Source organism: Sinorhizobium numidicum (assembly GCF_029892045.1).
In the GTDB taxonomy this organism is placed as follows: Bacteria; Pseudomonadota; Alphaproteobacteria; order Rhizobiales; family Rhizobiaceae; genus Sinorhizobium; species Sinorhizobium numidicum.
The window spans coordinates 1,134,552-1,147,410 of sequence record NZ_CP120367.1; the positions used below are offsets into that span (position 1 = coordinate 1,134,552).

A 12,859-nucleotide genomic window follows, 5' to 3' on the forward strand; every position below is an offset into this window, starting at 1 on the left:
GGATCCGAAGCCTCACGATGGGACAGCGGTCTTGCGTTCGACGAATCGACCGAAACGCTCAATGCCGTAGTTGATGACGAAATAAAGGAAGCCTGCGAAGAAATAGAATTCGAGGCTCATGAACGTGCGCGAGATCAGTTCCTGGGTGCGTAGCAGCAGTTCCGCAACGCCGATGATCGAGAGCAAGGTCGACGCCTTGACCATTTCGGCCGCGGTATTGACCCAGGCAGGTAGCGCCTGCCGCAGGGCCTGCGGCCCCAGCACATAGGCGAAGGTTTGCGGAAAGGTCAGCCCGATCGCCTTCGCGGCTTCCGTCTGCCCCTTGGGAATCGATTGCAGCGCGCCGCGCACCAGTTCGCCGACATGTGAGCTACAGAAGACGGCGAGCGCCAGGATGCCCGCCTGGAACGGCCCGAGGTCGATGCCGACAGTGCTCAGAACGTAGTAGCTCGCAAGCACAAGAACGAGCACCGGCGTGCCGCGGATGAAGTCGGTATAGCCGCGCACCACCCATTGCAGCGGGCGGTAGCCATAGGTGAGTGCAAGCCCCACGAAGACGCCGAGCACGGTACCCACCGCAATCGACAGGAACGAAATGGAAATCGACACGCCGAGCCCCTTTAGGAGCGGAATCCGGGCGAGCCAGAGTTGATCGAGAAAAGCGAAGTCCATGACGATCACCTCGGAACCGCAAGTCGCCGTTCGACCCCGCGCATCAGCGCGGCCAGCAGCGAACAGGTTGCAACATAGAGGCAGCTCGCGACGATCCACGTCTCGATGACACGGAAAGTCTCGACATTGATCTTGCGCGCCTCGAAGGTGAGTTCGGGCACCGCGATCGCCGCGGCAAGCGAGGTGTCCTTGAAAAGCGAGATCATGGTGCTGCCGAGGGAGGGCAGGACATTGCGCAGCATGAGCGGAATAATAATCGAGGTGCGAATCTGCATCTCCGTCAGTCCGATCGCCAGCCCCGCTTCCCTTTGGCCCGGCGGAACGGCGATGAGGCCGCCGCGGAAGACTTCAGCGAGATAGGCGCCGGAATAGACCGCCAGAGTCAGCACGAAACTTTCGATTTTACCGAGACGGACACCGAGTTCGGGGAGCGCGAAATAGGTGAAGAGGATGAGGACCAGGATCGGCGTGTTGCGGATCACCGTGACATAGAGTCCGGCGGGTTTGCGCAGCAACACGCTCTTGGAAACGAGGCCGAAAGCGGTGATCAGCCCGAGCACGCAGCCGGCGAGGATCGCCACCACTGCCAGGCCGAGACTGAGCGCCAGCCCTTCCAAAAGAAGGTCGAACGAGCGCCAGACAGCCGCGAAGTTCAATGAATAAGTCATGGACGCCAGCCATTGCCGTGGGGAGCGGACGGCAACCCCGCCGATTAAGCAGGGTCGCCAAAGAGCGAAGCCTATTTGTACTCGACGGGGAAACCGATCTGCGGCGGAGTGAGGTCCTTGCCGAACCAGGTCTTGAAGGACTTGGCGTAGAAGTCGAATTCGACTCCCGTCATCGCCTCATGCAACGCCGTGTTGACGAAGTTCAGCCAGTCCTGATCGCCGCGCTTGACGCCGCATGCATAGGTTTGCGGGTTCCAGCCATAGCCTGCGTCCTTGTAGCGGCCCGGGTTCTGGGTCATGTACCAGGCAAGCGAAGACTGGTCGGTTGCCGCGGCGTCGGCACGGCCGGATTCCAGCGCCTGATAGATCAGGTCGACGGATTCGTATTGATCCACCGTCGCCTCGGGCAGCGCAGCGTGCACCATGTCCTCGGCATAGACGTTCTGCAGCACCGAAATCGTAACCGATGAGCCAGCGCCCTTCAGCGCCTCGTAATCGCCATGCTTGCCGTCGGCCTTCAGCATCAGGCCCACGCCCTCACGATAGTAGGGAATGGTGAAGGCGATCTGCTGGGCGCGCTCGCCCGTTACCGTCATGAACTGGCAGGTGATGTCCACCTTGTCTGTGGTGATGTTCGGAATGCGGGCATCCGACGACTGATTGACGAATTCGATCTTTTCGGGGTCGCCGAACAGCGCCTTGGCAATGATGCGGCCCATATCAACGTCGAAACCCTGCAGCTTGTCTTCGGCGCTCTTGAAGTGCCACGGCGCGTTGGTGCTGCCGGTGCCGAGCACCAGATGGCCGCGCGACAGTACTTCGTCGAGCTTGCTTGACGGCTGCTGCGCAATGGCCGGCATGGCGGCTAACGTTGCGACGACGAGGCTCGCGGCCGCAGAAAATGTCTTGATCATCGGAGTTCTCCCCTTTTTTGGTTCCCAATACTGAGATCCAATATACTGGACATGCGTCCTGAATAGTGGATTGACGTATCAAAGGCTCTGGGCCATGACTTGTCAAGCGGAACCGCCTAAATTCATTCACCCACCCTTCCGAAAGAGGAAACAAGCCGCATGAGCCTGCCAGACACCCCCGCCGTCCTCGTCGATATCGATGTCGCCCGGCGCAACATCCGCGCCTTCCAGGCCTACGCCGACCGGCATGGCATCCGCGTGCGGCCGCATATTAAGACCCACAAGCTGCCGCAGATGGCCGAGCTGCAGCTCGAGGCCGGGGCGATCGGCATCACCTGCCAGAAAGTCACCGAGGCGGAGGCGATGGTCGACGGCAGCCCGCGGATCAAGGACGTGCTGATTACCTACAACATCCTCGGAGAGGAGAAGCTCGCGCGCCTCGCCAGATTGAACGAACGGGTGCGTCTCAGTGTCGTCGCGGACAATACTGCGGTTATCGACGGCCTGGCGGCGCGTTTTGCGCGCGAAGGCAAGCCGCTCACGGTGCTCGTCGAGTGCAACACCGGCGCAGATCGCTGCGGCGTCGCGACGCCGGCGGAGGCGGCCCACCTTGCCGAACGTATTGCCGAGGCCCCGGGGTTGCGCTTCGGCGGGTTGATGACCTATCCGCCGGCCGACGGGGCGGCGCGCGTCCAATCCTTCATGAGCGAGGCGAAGGAGCTGATCGAGGCGGCGGGCCTGGAAGTTCCAACCATCACGTCCGGCGGCACGCCCAGCATGATGCAGGCAGCCGATGTGCCGGTGGCAACGGAGTATCGGCCGGGCACCTATATTTACAACGACCGCTCGCTGGTTGAGCGCGGCGTCGCGACTTGGGACGATTGCGCCCTGACGGTGCTCGCGACCGTCGTGTCCGTTCCGGCGGAGAACCGGGCGATCATCGACGCCGGCAGCAAGGTCCTGACCTCCGATCTCCTCGGCCTCACCGGCTATGGCCACGTGCTCGGGCGCGACGACATCCGCATCGACCAGCTTTCGGAGGAGCACGGCCGGCTCGTTTCGAATGGCCCCATTGGCCTTGCCGTCGGCGACCAGGTCCGCATCGTTCCGAACCATGCCTGCGTGGTCACCAACATGGTCGACGTCGTGCACATCGTGGACGGCGATGAACCGAAGGAAGAATGGGCCGTCGTGGCGCGCGGCCACATCCTCTGAGGGCGCTTCCTCCCTGGTGACGCCTCACGTCGCCGGCGAATTCCTCGCAGGCGCGCGATCGCTTCATTGGCCGTCTCTTCGTCCGAGCAGCAACACCTGCCGCAACCGGACGTGGAATAGCGCTTTCGTTGCCGGACGGCGGAGGCAAAGTCCAGGTTCCCACATATTGGGTGCATCTCTAAAATACCGTGCTATCTTGCACTCGCGGCTGCCCGCTGCGGGCAAGAAATTTCTGATTAGGCTGCACCGGCGATAGGACATTTCACGAAAGGCGCCTTCGGCGTCATATGTTTGCGTTGTAGTAGTCGATTAAATTGATAGTTTTATCTGGCAAAGGATGGAGGTCGATATGAGCTCGAATAGACTTGCCGGAATAGTAAAACTGGCGCTCGTGGTCGGAAGCCTGCAGCTTGGCTCGATTGGCTTAGCTCAAGCGGACACTACGATCCTGAACGTGTCCTACGACCCGACCCGGGAACTTTACAAGGACTTCAATGCGGCCTTTGCCGAAAAATGGGAGGCCGACACCGGCGAAACCGTAACGATCCAGACCTCGCATGGCGGGTCGGGTAAGCAGGCTCGATCAGTGATCGACGGTCTGGAGGCGGATGTCGTGACGCTCGCCCTCGAAGCAGATATCGATGCAATCGCCAAGGAGAGCGGCAAGATCCCGGCCGACTGGAAGACCCGCTTCGAAAACAACAGTGCGCCTTACACCTCGACGATCGTCTTTCTCGTCCACAAGGGCAATCCGAAAGGCATCAAGGACTGGGGCGACCTTATCAAGGAAGACATCCAGGTGATTACGCCCAACCCGAAAACTTCGGGCGGCGCGCGCTGGAACTTCCTTGCGGCCTGGGCCTGGGCACGATCCGCCAATGGCGGTGACGACGCCAAGGCGCAGGAATACGTAGCGCAATTGTTCAAACATGTTCCGGTCCTCGATACCGGCGCGCGCGGTGCGACGACCACCTTTGTCCAGCGCGGCCTCGGTGACGTACTGCTTGCTTGGGAAAATGAAGCCTATCTGTCGCTTGAAGAACTCGGGCCGGACAATTTCGAGATCGTCACGCCGTCGATCTCGATCAAGGCGGAACCGCCAGTGGCGCTCGTGGACGGCAATGTCGATAGCAATGGCACGCGCAAAGTGGCCGAGGCCTATCTGAACTATCTCTACAGCGATGTAGGCCAGAAGATCGCGGCCAAGCACTACTACCGGCCGTACAAGCCCGAGGTTGCGGACCCCAAGGACACGGCCCGCTTCGCCGACGTGAAGCTGGTCACTATTGACGAATTCGGCGGTTGGAAGGAAGCTCAGCCGAAGTTCTTCGCCGATGGTGGAATTTTCGACCAGATCTACAAGCCGGGACAATAAGATTCCATGGCCTTTCGCAGCAGCACGCGATGGCGGTTTCGGCAGCCGAGCGTCATTCCGGGGTTCGGATTGGCGCTCGGCGTCACACTGGCGTGGCTTATCCTCATCGTTCTCATCCCCCTCTCCGGCCTGCTTTGGCGATCGAGCGGCCTTGGCTGGTCGAAGTTCCTGGCGCTGGCACTGGACCAACGCACCGTCAACGCATTGACGATCAGCTTCGGCACGGCCTTCGTTGCCGCAATCATCAATCTCGTTTTTGGAGTCGTCCTTGCCTGGGTGCTGGTACGCTACCGCTTTCCCGGCAAGCGCGTGATCGACGCCATGGTCGATCTGCCCTTCGCACTGCCGACGGCAGTCGCAGGCATCGCCTTGACGGCACTCTACGCTCCGAATGGCTGGATCGGCTCGCTTCTCGCGCCGCTCGGCATCAAGATCGCCTTCACGCCGGCCGGCATCGTCGTAGCGTTGGTCTTCGTGGGGCTGCCTTTCGTTGTCAGGACGGTGCAACCGATCATGGAGGAGATCGACAAGGAGGTCGAGGAAGCGGCGGCCACGCTTGGTGCCACTCGGTTTCAGACGATTAGCCGGGTGTTGCTACCGGGCCTGCTGCCGGCCGGTTTGACCGGCTTCGCGCTCGCCTTCGCGCGCGGCGTCGGCGAATACGGGTCCGTGATCTTCATTGCCGGTAATCTGCCTTACGTCTCGGAGATCGCACCGCTCCTGATCATCATTCGTCTCGAGGAGTTCAACTATCCGGCAGCGACCGCGATCGCCGCGGTGATGCTGCTCCTCTCCTTTATCATGCTGCTGGTCATCAACCTGATTCAGGCTTGGAGCAGACGGAGATATGCTAATGGCGCATGAAGTCACCTCCGCGTCGGTCGCGGCGCCATCCAGCCTGGTCAACGCGGCAACCTCGGAGAGCCGGTTTGCGCGCACGATTTTGATCGTGATCGCGCTCGGTTTCGTGGCACTCTTTCTGCTATTGCCGCTCGCCACCGTGTTCATCGAGGCATTTCGAAAGGGACCGACAGAGTTCTTCTCGGCGCTCCGCGACGCAGAAACCTTTTCGGCTATCCGGCTGACTCTGCTGGTCGCAGCGATCGCCGTACCGCTCAACCTCATCTTCGGGGTGGCGGCCGCCTGGGCGATCGCCAAATTCGAGTTCAAAGGCAAGGCGTTCCTGACGACGCTCATCGACCTGCCCTTCTCGGTCTCGCCGGTGATCTCCGGTCTCGTCTTCGTTCTGCTCTTCGGCTCGCACAGCCTGCTTGGCCCCATCCTGCAGAGTTACGGTATTCAGATCCTGTTCGCCGTGCCCGGCCTGGTGCTCGCCACTGTTTTCGTCACCTTCCCCTTCGTCGCCCGCGAACTGATACCCTTGATGCAGGAACAGGGCACGAGCGACGAGGAAGCGGCACTGTCGCTCGGCGCCACGGGCTGGCAAACCTTCTGGCATGTGACGCTCCCCAACATCAAATGGGGCCTGCTCTATGGAGTGCTTCTCTGCAACGCCCGCGCCATGGGCGAGTTCGGGGCAGTCTCCGTTGTCTCGGGCCATATTCGCGGTCAAACGAACACCATGCCGCTGCAGGTAGAAATCCTCTATAATGAATACAATTTCGTCGCCGCGTTCGCGGTGGCCGCACTCCTTGCGCTTCTGGCGCTGGTAACGCTCGTATTGAAAACGGCGCTTGAACTTCGCTACAGCGACGAGATCGCTGCCAGTCGCAGACACTGAAAGGTCCAGACATCCATGGAAGTCCGCGTCCAGAACATACGCAAGGAATTCGGCCGCTTTCCGGCGCTCGACGACGTCTCGCTCAATATTCGGTCCGGCGAGTTGATTGCGCTGCTCGGCCCCTCCGGCTCCGGAAAGACCACGCTGCTCAGACTCGTGGCCGGGCTCGAAAGTCCGACCGAGGGTATGATCTTCTTCGGCACCGAGGACGCGTCGAAGAAAAGCGTGCAGGAGCGAAACATCGGTTTCGTCTTCCAGCACTATGCCCTATTCCGGCATATGACGGTGCTCGACAACGTCTCCTTCGGTCTGAAGGTACGGCCCGGCAGCCGACGGCCGCCCGCCGCCGAGATACGCCGCCGAGCGCTGGACCTTCTCGAGCTGGTGCAGCTCTCGGGGCTTGAAAAACGCTATCCGGCCCAGCTTTCCGGCGGCCAACGGCAGCGCGTGGCACTCGCCCGCGCCATGGCGGTCGAGCCCAATGTGCTGCTTCTCGACGAGCCCTTCGGCGCGCTCGATGCGCAAGTGCGCAAAGAACTCAGGCGCTGGCTGCGTGAAATCCATGACCGCACCGGCCACACCACCATATTCGTCACGCACGACCAGGAGGAGGCGCTCGAACTCGCCGACCGCGTCGTCGTCATGAGCAAGGGCGCAATCGAGCAGGTTGGCACGCCGGACGAGATCTATGACCATCCGGTCTCGCCTTTCGTCTATGGCTTCATCGGCCAATCCAACTGCCTCAACGTCATGCTTTCCAACGGCGAAATTTGGTTCGAGGACCGACCGATAGGCCTGCGGTCCGCAAACGAGGCCGACGGGCCGGCGACCCTCTTCTTCCGCCCGCACGACGTCGAACTCATCGACGGTTGCGGCGGCTGTCTTGCCGGCCTGGTCACTGCCAGCCGCCGAGTGGCCGGTACCCGGCACCTCGAACTCGATCTTGGCAGGACCCACCCTTCGGTCGAGATCGAACTGCCGCCGGAACGCGCCAGCTCCACCGATCACACCCGCATCGCCTTCCGACCTACGAAGTGGACGCTCTTCCGCAAGGAGGAGACCGTTCAGGTGACCCAGCGTGGAGCGGAAACAGCGGCCGAACTGGCACGCACGGGCACCTGAAATCGGATCGCCCTTAGTGCGTCCGTCGCGGCAAGGGATCTGCGCGTGCTTCCGATAGCAACAATCCCGGGCCGTGGCCGACAAGGCCGTATATTTCCAGGAACACGCCATGCCCGTCATCGACGAACTCACCCGATCCCTTGGCGACGCAGTGCTGACCGGTAGCCGGATCGCCGAACGTCATCGCAGCGATGCAAGCCTCACCGGGCGCCACCTCCCGAAGGCGGTTATTCGTCCGAGAGATGTGGCGGAAGTTGCCGCTGCCCTGAAGATCTGCAACGACCATCGCCAGAGCGTGGTGCCGCAGGGCGGCATGACCGGCCTTGCCGGCGGCGCCAATCCGGGCGTGCGCGACATCGTCATTTCACTGGAAAGACTTTCGGGCATCGAGGAGATCGATGCCGCGGCCGGCACGATAACCGTTCTCGCCGGTACGCCGCTTGAGGTGGCGCAGCGTGCCGCCGAGGACGCCGGCTATCTGCTGCCTATCGACCTCGGTGCACGCGGATCCTGCCAGGTCGGCGGCAATCTCGCGACCAATGCCGGTGGCATCCGGGTCATCGGCCATGGCGTTGCGCGCGACAACCTACTCGGCCTTGAGGTCGTGCTTGCGGACGGGACCGTGCTTTCGTCGCTCAACAAGATGGTCAAGAACAACACCGGTTATGATCTGAGGCAGTTTTTCATCGGCTCCGAAGGCACGCTCGGCATCATCACCCGCGCAGTGTTGCGCCTGCGTCCGCTCCCGGCAGGGCGGTTGACCGCGCTCTGCGCCCTTGACGCCTATCCCGGCGTGGTCGACCTGCTCAAGCGGGCACAGAAGGCGCTTTCCGGCGTGTCGGCATTCGAGGCAATGTGGGAAAGCTACTTCCGCTTCAATTGCGAAGCCGAAGGGCAGCATTTCTTCGAGACGCCGCCCGCCTTCGCTGTGATCCTCGAGCAGGATATCCGTGGCCATGACGGCGAGGGTGAAGAGTTCGAGGCCTTTCTCGGACAGGCGCTTCAGGACGGGCTGATCGCCGATGCCTTGATCGCACAGTCGGAGAAGGAGAGCCGGGCGTTCTGGCGCGTGCGCGAAGGCCACGCGATGGACAGGTTGCCCTCGCTCGTCAATCTCGACATCAGTCTGCCGATCGGCGAGATCGGTCGCTTTGCCGATGAATGCGGTGAAGCCCTTTCCGCCCGAGTTCCCATAGCGCATGTATCATTCTTCGGCCATGTCGGCGACAGCAACCTGCACATCGCCTTTTCTCTTCCGGGCACGAACGACGAGACACTGCACGAGGTCGACGCCATCGTCTATACTCTCGTCGGCCGCTATCGTGGCTCGATCTCGGCGGAGCATGGCATCGGCGTCCTGAAGCGCGACTTTCTCGATCGATCCCGCAGTCCTGCTGAACTCGAAGTGATGCGCCGCATCAAGAAGGCGCTCGACCCGAACGGCATCCTCAATCCAGGCAAGGTCCTTGGTTAGGCAGCATCCCCGCGCAACCGACGCTCAGGTTCGCCAGGAGGGATCGCGGCGTTCGAAGAAAGCAGACACACCTTCCCTCGCCTCTTCCGTTTCCCAGCTATCGGCAAGCCGCTCGATCGTCGTGGCGATGATGGCATCGGTGATAGGCAGCCCGAGCGAACGTGCAAGCCGCTTGGCGCGCCCGGTTGCCCCAGGGGCGGCGGCGAGATAGGACGCCGCTTCGTTATCGATGGCCGCTTCCAGTCCTTCAGCGTCGACCACGGTTGTCACCAAGCCGGCGGCGTGCGCCTCGTCAGCCCCGAAAATTCGCGCCGACATGAAGAGCGGGCGCGCTCTTGCCTCACCGATCCGGGCCACGACATAGGGGCTGATCGTGGCCGGGATCAGCCCGAGACGGGTTTCGGTGAGACCGAACTTTGCGCTCCTCGCAGCAACAACGGCATCGCAAACGCTGATCAGCCCGACGCCGCCGCCGAAGGCATTGCCATGTACCCGTGCGATCAGCGGCTTCGGCATTTCGTTCAACAGTTTAAACATCATTGCGAGCCGCGTCGCCTCTGCGATCCGCGTCTGCCGGTCGGCAGTAAACTGCTGTCGCATCCACTCGAGATCGCCGCCCGCACAGAAGCTTTTCCCTTGAGCGTCAAGAATGACAACACGCGCGGTCGCGTCAGCCGCGAGCCGGCCCGCGATATCCGACAACTCACTGATCATCATCGCGGAAAGCGCGTTGTGCTTTTCCGGGCGGGCAAGCGTCAGCCGGGCGATGCCGCGGGCGTCGGTAGCACAGCGGATCGTTTCGTAGGTCATGCCGCACTCCTCAACGATCGTGCGAAGGCAGCCGCACGATCGAGCTTTCCGGCGTCGAGCCCTGTCGCGAATCCACGCTCCCGCAGAAAGGCATTCACCGCAAGCGTGTCGACATTACCCGCGGCGCCGGGCGCATAAGGGCAGCCGCCGAGACCGCCGGCGGATGCATCGAACACCCTAAGCCCGCGCTCCAGCCCGACCGCGATATTTTCCAGCGCGAGGCCTGACGTGTCATGGAAATGACCTGCAAGATTCGCCGGCGAGATCTCGCCGAGCACGGTCGCCAGCATCGCGTCGACCGCTTCCGGCGTTCCGCGCCCGATCGTATCGCCGAGGCTGATCTCATAGCAGCCGAGATCACGGAGCAAGCCTACGACGCGGCCGGCCGCCTTCGGCGCGATCGGTCCTTCATAGGGACATTCCACCACGCAGCTCACATAACCGCGCAGGGGAACGCCACGCTCCCGGCTCGCTTCCGCGACCGGACGAAATCGTTCGATGCTTTCGGCGATCGAGCAGTTGATATTCTTCTGCGAGAAACTTTCCGACGCGGAGGCAAAGATCGCCACCTCGTCGGCGCCGGCTGCAAGCGCGGCCTCGAAGCCCCGCATGTTCGGCGCCAGGGCCGCGTAGCGCGTGCCCCGGCGTCTGGTTATGCCGGCCATTACCGCTGGCGCGTCGGCCATCTGCGGCACCCACCTCGGGCTGACGAAACTTGTCACCTCGATCCGCTCGTAGCCGCAGTCCGAGAGGAGATCGACCAGCCTGATCTTGTCGCCGGTGTCGACGAGCCGGGACTCGTTCTGAAGCCCGTCCCGCGGCGCCACCTCGACGATCGTGACATGCTCGTTTACCGGCGATGTCATTGCGCAGCCTCCTCGTTGAGCGTGACGAGAACGGTGCCTTCGCTGACCTGTGCGCCCTCCGCCACATGGACGCTCGCGACGGTTCCTTCTCGCGTGGCCGAAAGCGTCAGCTCCATCTTCATAGCCTCCATGACGACGAGCGGTTGGCCCTTGGCGACGGCCTCACCGGCCCCGACGCGCACCATCTTCACCAGGCCCGGCATCGGCGCGACAAGTTCGTCATCGGCAATCTCTCCGCCGTGTCCGCCGGACAACGGGTCCGGAAGATGGAACAATAGGCTCCGCCCATCGAGAAAGAGCGTCAAGGTGTCGCCCTGCCGCAGGTACCGAAGTGTTCGCTTCTGTCCGCCAACCTCTAGCTGCGCTCCGTTCTCGAAGCGCTCCAGCACCAGGACCGGTAAAGTGCTTGCCCCGGCATGGACCGCAAACTGATCGCGGCCCCGCGACGCCATGGTCACCGCCGCACGCCCGCCCGCATGATCCAGTGCAACCGTGCGATGCGCATCGCCCCAGATCTGCCAATAGCCGAGCGCCGCCCAGGGATCTGCCGACGCAAGCGGCTGAAGCACGCCGGTCGAGACTACCGCGGCAAGCGCCAGGGCCTCGTCATCCGGGATCGTCGGCGCCGCCAGCCGCTCGATAGCCCGGTCGATCAGCCCCGTGTCCGGTCTGGCGGAGCGGAAATCATGGTCGTCCGTCAACCGGATGAGGAAATCGAGGTTGGTGACGGTTCCACCGATCCGGCATTCCTTCAGGGCGGTCTGCAATCGGGCAAGTGTCGCCGAGCGGGTGGGACCATGCACGATCAGCTTGGCGATCAGCGGATCATAGTAGGGCGTTATCATATCGCCCTGCTGGACACCGGAATCAATTCTCACGCTGCCGTCGGGAAAACTCAAGTGTGCCAGCCGGCCTGTTGCCGGCAGGAAGCCGCGGGCAGGATCCTCCGCATAGATTCGCGCCTCGAAAGACCAGCCGTTTATGCCGATGTCGGCCTGTTTTCTCGGCAGGGGCTCGCCTGCCGCTATGCGGAGTTGCCATTCAACAAGGTCGATCCCGGTGATCGCCTCTGTTACCGGATGCTCCACCTGCAGGCGCGTGTTCATTTCCATAAAATAGAACTGGTCCGGCCAGAGTCCGTTCGTCACGTCGGCGATAAACTCGACCGTTCCGGCGCCGACATAACCGATCGCATGCGCCGCCTTGACGGCGGCGTCGCCCATGGAGCGGCGCATCTCTGCCGTCATTCCGGGCGCCGGCGCCTCCTCGATCACCTTCTGGTGCCGCCGCTGCAACGAGCAGTCGCGCTCGTATAGGTGCACGACATTGCCGTGCCGGTCACCGAAAATCTGGACCTCGATGTGGCGCGGCCTGGTCAGGTATTTCTCGAGCAGGACGTGATCATCGCCGAAAGCGGCTTGCGCTTCCCGCCGTGCCGCCTCCAGTGCCGGGCCGAAATCCTCCTGCCGGTCGACACGCCGCATCCCCTTGCCACCGCCACCGGCGCGCGCCTTGATGAGCACCGGAAAGCCGATCTCGCCGGCCTGCGCGGCAAGGAAAGCGGCATCCTGCCCTTCGCCGTGATAGCCCGGCACGACGGGGACGCCGGAACGCTCCAGCAGCGCCTTCGCCGCGTCCTTGAGCCCCATGGCCCGGATCGCCTCGGGCGACGGCCCGACAAACACCATGCCCGCGGCATCGACCGCTTCGGCGAAATCGGCGTTCTCCGACAAAAAGCCGTATCCGGGATGGATCGCATCCGCGCCCACAGCCCTTGCCGCCTCGATGACCCGCTCGATCGAGAGATAGCTTTCGGCGGCTGCGGCCGGACCTATGCGTACGGCCTCGTCGGCAAGCGCCACATGAAGCGCATCGCCATCTACATCGGAATAGACGGCGACGGTCCGGACGCCGAGGCGCCGTGCGGTGCGGATGATGCGGCAGGCGATTTCACCGCGATTGGCGATCAGGAGCTTGGAAAACATGCACCTCTGTTCCGATT

The 12,859-nt window shown here is 62.6% G+C and carries 12 protein-coding genes; 6 read left to right on the plus strand and 6 right to left on the minus strand.

The window, feature by feature from the left end; translation table 11 throughout:
• Positions 1–12 precede the first annotated feature (12 nt).
• The 3 genes from PYH37_RS05395 to PYH37_RS05405 all read right to left on the minus strand — a co-directional run bounded on the left by PYH37_RS05395 (position 13) and on the right by PYH37_RS05405 (position 2,254).
• On the minus strand, positions 13–672 hold the full coding sequence (locus PYH37_RS05395) for an amino acid ABC transporter permease (RefSeq protein WP_280732392.1): 660 nt from the start codon (positions 670–672) through the stop codon (positions 13–15).
• A 5-nt stretch (positions 673–677) separates the two neighbouring features.
• Positions 678–1,340: an amino acid ABC transporter permease gene (locus PYH37_RS05400; protein WP_280732393.1), complete on the minus strand. Its 663-nt coding sequence runs from the start codon at positions 1,338–1,340 to the stop codon at positions 678–680.
• 71 nt (positions 1,341–1,411) lie between these two features.
• Positions 1,412–2,254, minus strand: coding sequence for a transporter substrate-binding protein (locus tag PYH37_RS05405; protein WP_280732394.1), 843 nt, complete (start codon positions 2,252–2,254; stop codon positions 1,412–1,414).
• 159 nt (positions 2,255–2,413) lie between these two features.
• Here PYH37_RS05405 and PYH37_RS05410 point away from each other — a divergent pair, with 159 nt between their 5' ends.
• The 6 genes from PYH37_RS05410 (at position 2,414) to PYH37_RS05435 (ending at position 9,181) form a co-directional block, all read left to right on the plus strand.
• Positions 2,414–3,469, plus strand: coding sequence for a D-TA family PLP-dependent enzyme (locus PYH37_RS05410; protein WP_280732395.1), 1,056 nt, complete (start codon positions 2,414–2,416; stop codon positions 3,467–3,469).
• Between the two features lie 349 nt (positions 3,470–3,818).
• Positions 3,819–4,844: a sulfate ABC transporter substrate-binding protein gene (locus tag PYH37_RS05415; RefSeq protein ID WP_280732396.1), complete on the plus strand. Its 1,026-nt coding sequence runs from the start codon at positions 3,819–3,821 to the stop codon at positions 4,842–4,844.
• A 6-nt stretch (positions 4,845–4,850) separates the two neighbouring features.
• Positions 4,851–5,708, plus strand: coding sequence for a sulfate ABC transporter permease subunit CysT (gene cysT, locus PYH37_RS05420; RefSeq protein WP_280732397.1), 858 nt, complete (start codon positions 4,851–4,853; stop codon positions 5,706–5,708).
• Complete coding sequence (cysW, locus tag PYH37_RS05425; protein ID WP_280732398.1) at positions 5,698–6,585, plus strand: sulfate ABC transporter permease subunit CysW; 888 nt, start codon at positions 5,698–5,700, stop codon at positions 6,583–6,585. The genes cysT and cysW overlap by 11 nt, the downstream gene beginning before the upstream one ends.
• Before the next feature lie 15 nt (positions 6,586–6,600).
• On the plus strand, positions 6,601–7,707 hold the full coding sequence (locus PYH37_RS05430; protein WP_280732399.1) for a sulfate/molybdate ABC transporter ATP-binding protein: 1,107 nt from the start codon (positions 6,601–6,603) through the stop codon (positions 7,705–7,707).
• Positions 7,708–7,816: 109 nt separating this feature from the next.
• Positions 7,817–9,181, plus strand: coding sequence for an FAD-binding oxidoreductase (locus PYH37_RS05435; RefSeq protein ID WP_280732400.1), 1,365 nt, complete (start codon positions 7,817–7,819; stop codon positions 9,179–9,181).
• Positions 9,182–9,205: 24 nt separating this feature from the next.
• Here the strand turns inward: PYH37_RS05435 and PYH37_RS05440 are convergent, their stop codons facing one another.
• Genes PYH37_RS05440 through PYH37_RS05450 form a run of 3 tightly spaced genes read right to left on the minus strand, consistent with a single transcriptional unit; the run spans position 9,206 to position 12,842 of the window.
• The gene (locus PYH37_RS05440; protein WP_280732401.1) at positions 9,206–9,991 is read right to left on the minus strand and encodes a crotonase/enoyl-CoA hydratase family protein; all 786 of its coding nucleotides are present in this window, start codon (positions 9,989–9,991) and stop codon (positions 9,206–9,208) included.
• On the minus strand, positions 9,988–10,857 hold the full coding sequence (locus tag PYH37_RS05445; protein WP_280732402.1) for a hydroxymethylglutaryl-CoA lyase: 870 nt from the start codon (positions 10,855–10,857) through the stop codon (positions 9,988–9,990). Before PYH37_RS05445 ends, PYH37_RS05440 begins: the two co-directional genes overlap by 4 nt.
• On the minus strand, positions 10,854–12,842 hold the full coding sequence (locus tag PYH37_RS05450) for an acetyl/propionyl/methylcrotonyl-CoA carboxylase subunit alpha (protein WP_280732403.1): 1,989 nt from the start codon (positions 12,840–12,842) through the stop codon (positions 10,854–10,856). The genes PYH37_RS05445 and PYH37_RS05450 overlap by 4 nt, the downstream gene beginning before the upstream one ends.
• Positions 12,843–12,859 lie beyond the last annotated feature (17 nt).

Bases quoted from the DNA above. Each gene is read 5' to 3' on its own strand.
- PYH37_RS05395 (WP_280732392.1), bottom strand. From the start codon at position 672: ATGGACTTCGCTTTTCTCGATCAACTCTGGCTCGCCCGGATTCCGCTC.
- PYH37_RS05400 (WP_280732393.1), bottom strand. From the start codon at position 1,340: ATGACTTATTCATTGAACTTCGCGGCTGTCTGGCGCTCGTTCGACCTT.
- PYH37_RS05405 (WP_280732394.1), bottom strand. From the start codon at position 2,254: ATGATCAAGACATTTTCTGCGGCCGCGAGCCTCGTCGTCGCAACGTTA.
- PYH37_RS05410 (WP_280732395.1), top strand. From the start codon at position 2,414: ATGAGCCTGCCAGACACCCCCGCCGTCCTCGTCGATATCGATGTCGCC.
- PYH37_RS05415 (WP_280732396.1), top strand. From the start codon at position 3,819: ATGAGCTCGAATAGACTTGCCGGAATAGTAAAACTGGCGCTCGTGGTC.
- cysT (WP_280732397.1), top strand. From the start codon at position 4,851: ATGGCCTTTCGCAGCAGCACGCGATGGCGGTTTCGGCAGCCGAGCGTC.
- cysW (WP_280732398.1), top strand. From the start codon at position 5,698: ATGGCGCATGAAGTCACCTCCGCGTCGGTCGCGGCGCCATCCAGCCTG.
- PYH37_RS05430 (WP_280732399.1), top strand. From the start codon at position 6,601: ATGGAAGTCCGCGTCCAGAACATACGCAAGGAATTCGGCCGCTTTCCG.
- PYH37_RS05435 (WP_280732400.1), top strand. From the start codon at position 7,817: ATGCCCGTCATCGACGAACTCACCCGATCCCTTGGCGACGCAGTGCTG.
- PYH37_RS05440 (WP_280732401.1), bottom strand. From the start codon at position 9,991: ATGACCTACGAAACGATCCGCTGTGCTACCGACGCCCGCGGCATCGCC.
- PYH37_RS05445 (WP_280732402.1), bottom strand. From the start codon at position 10,857: ATGACATCGCCGGTAAACGAGCATGTCACGATCGTCGAGGTGGCGCCG.
- PYH37_RS05450 (WP_280732403.1), bottom strand. From the start codon at position 12,842: ATGTTTTCCAAGCTCCTGATCGCCAATCGCGGTGAAATCGCCTGCCGC.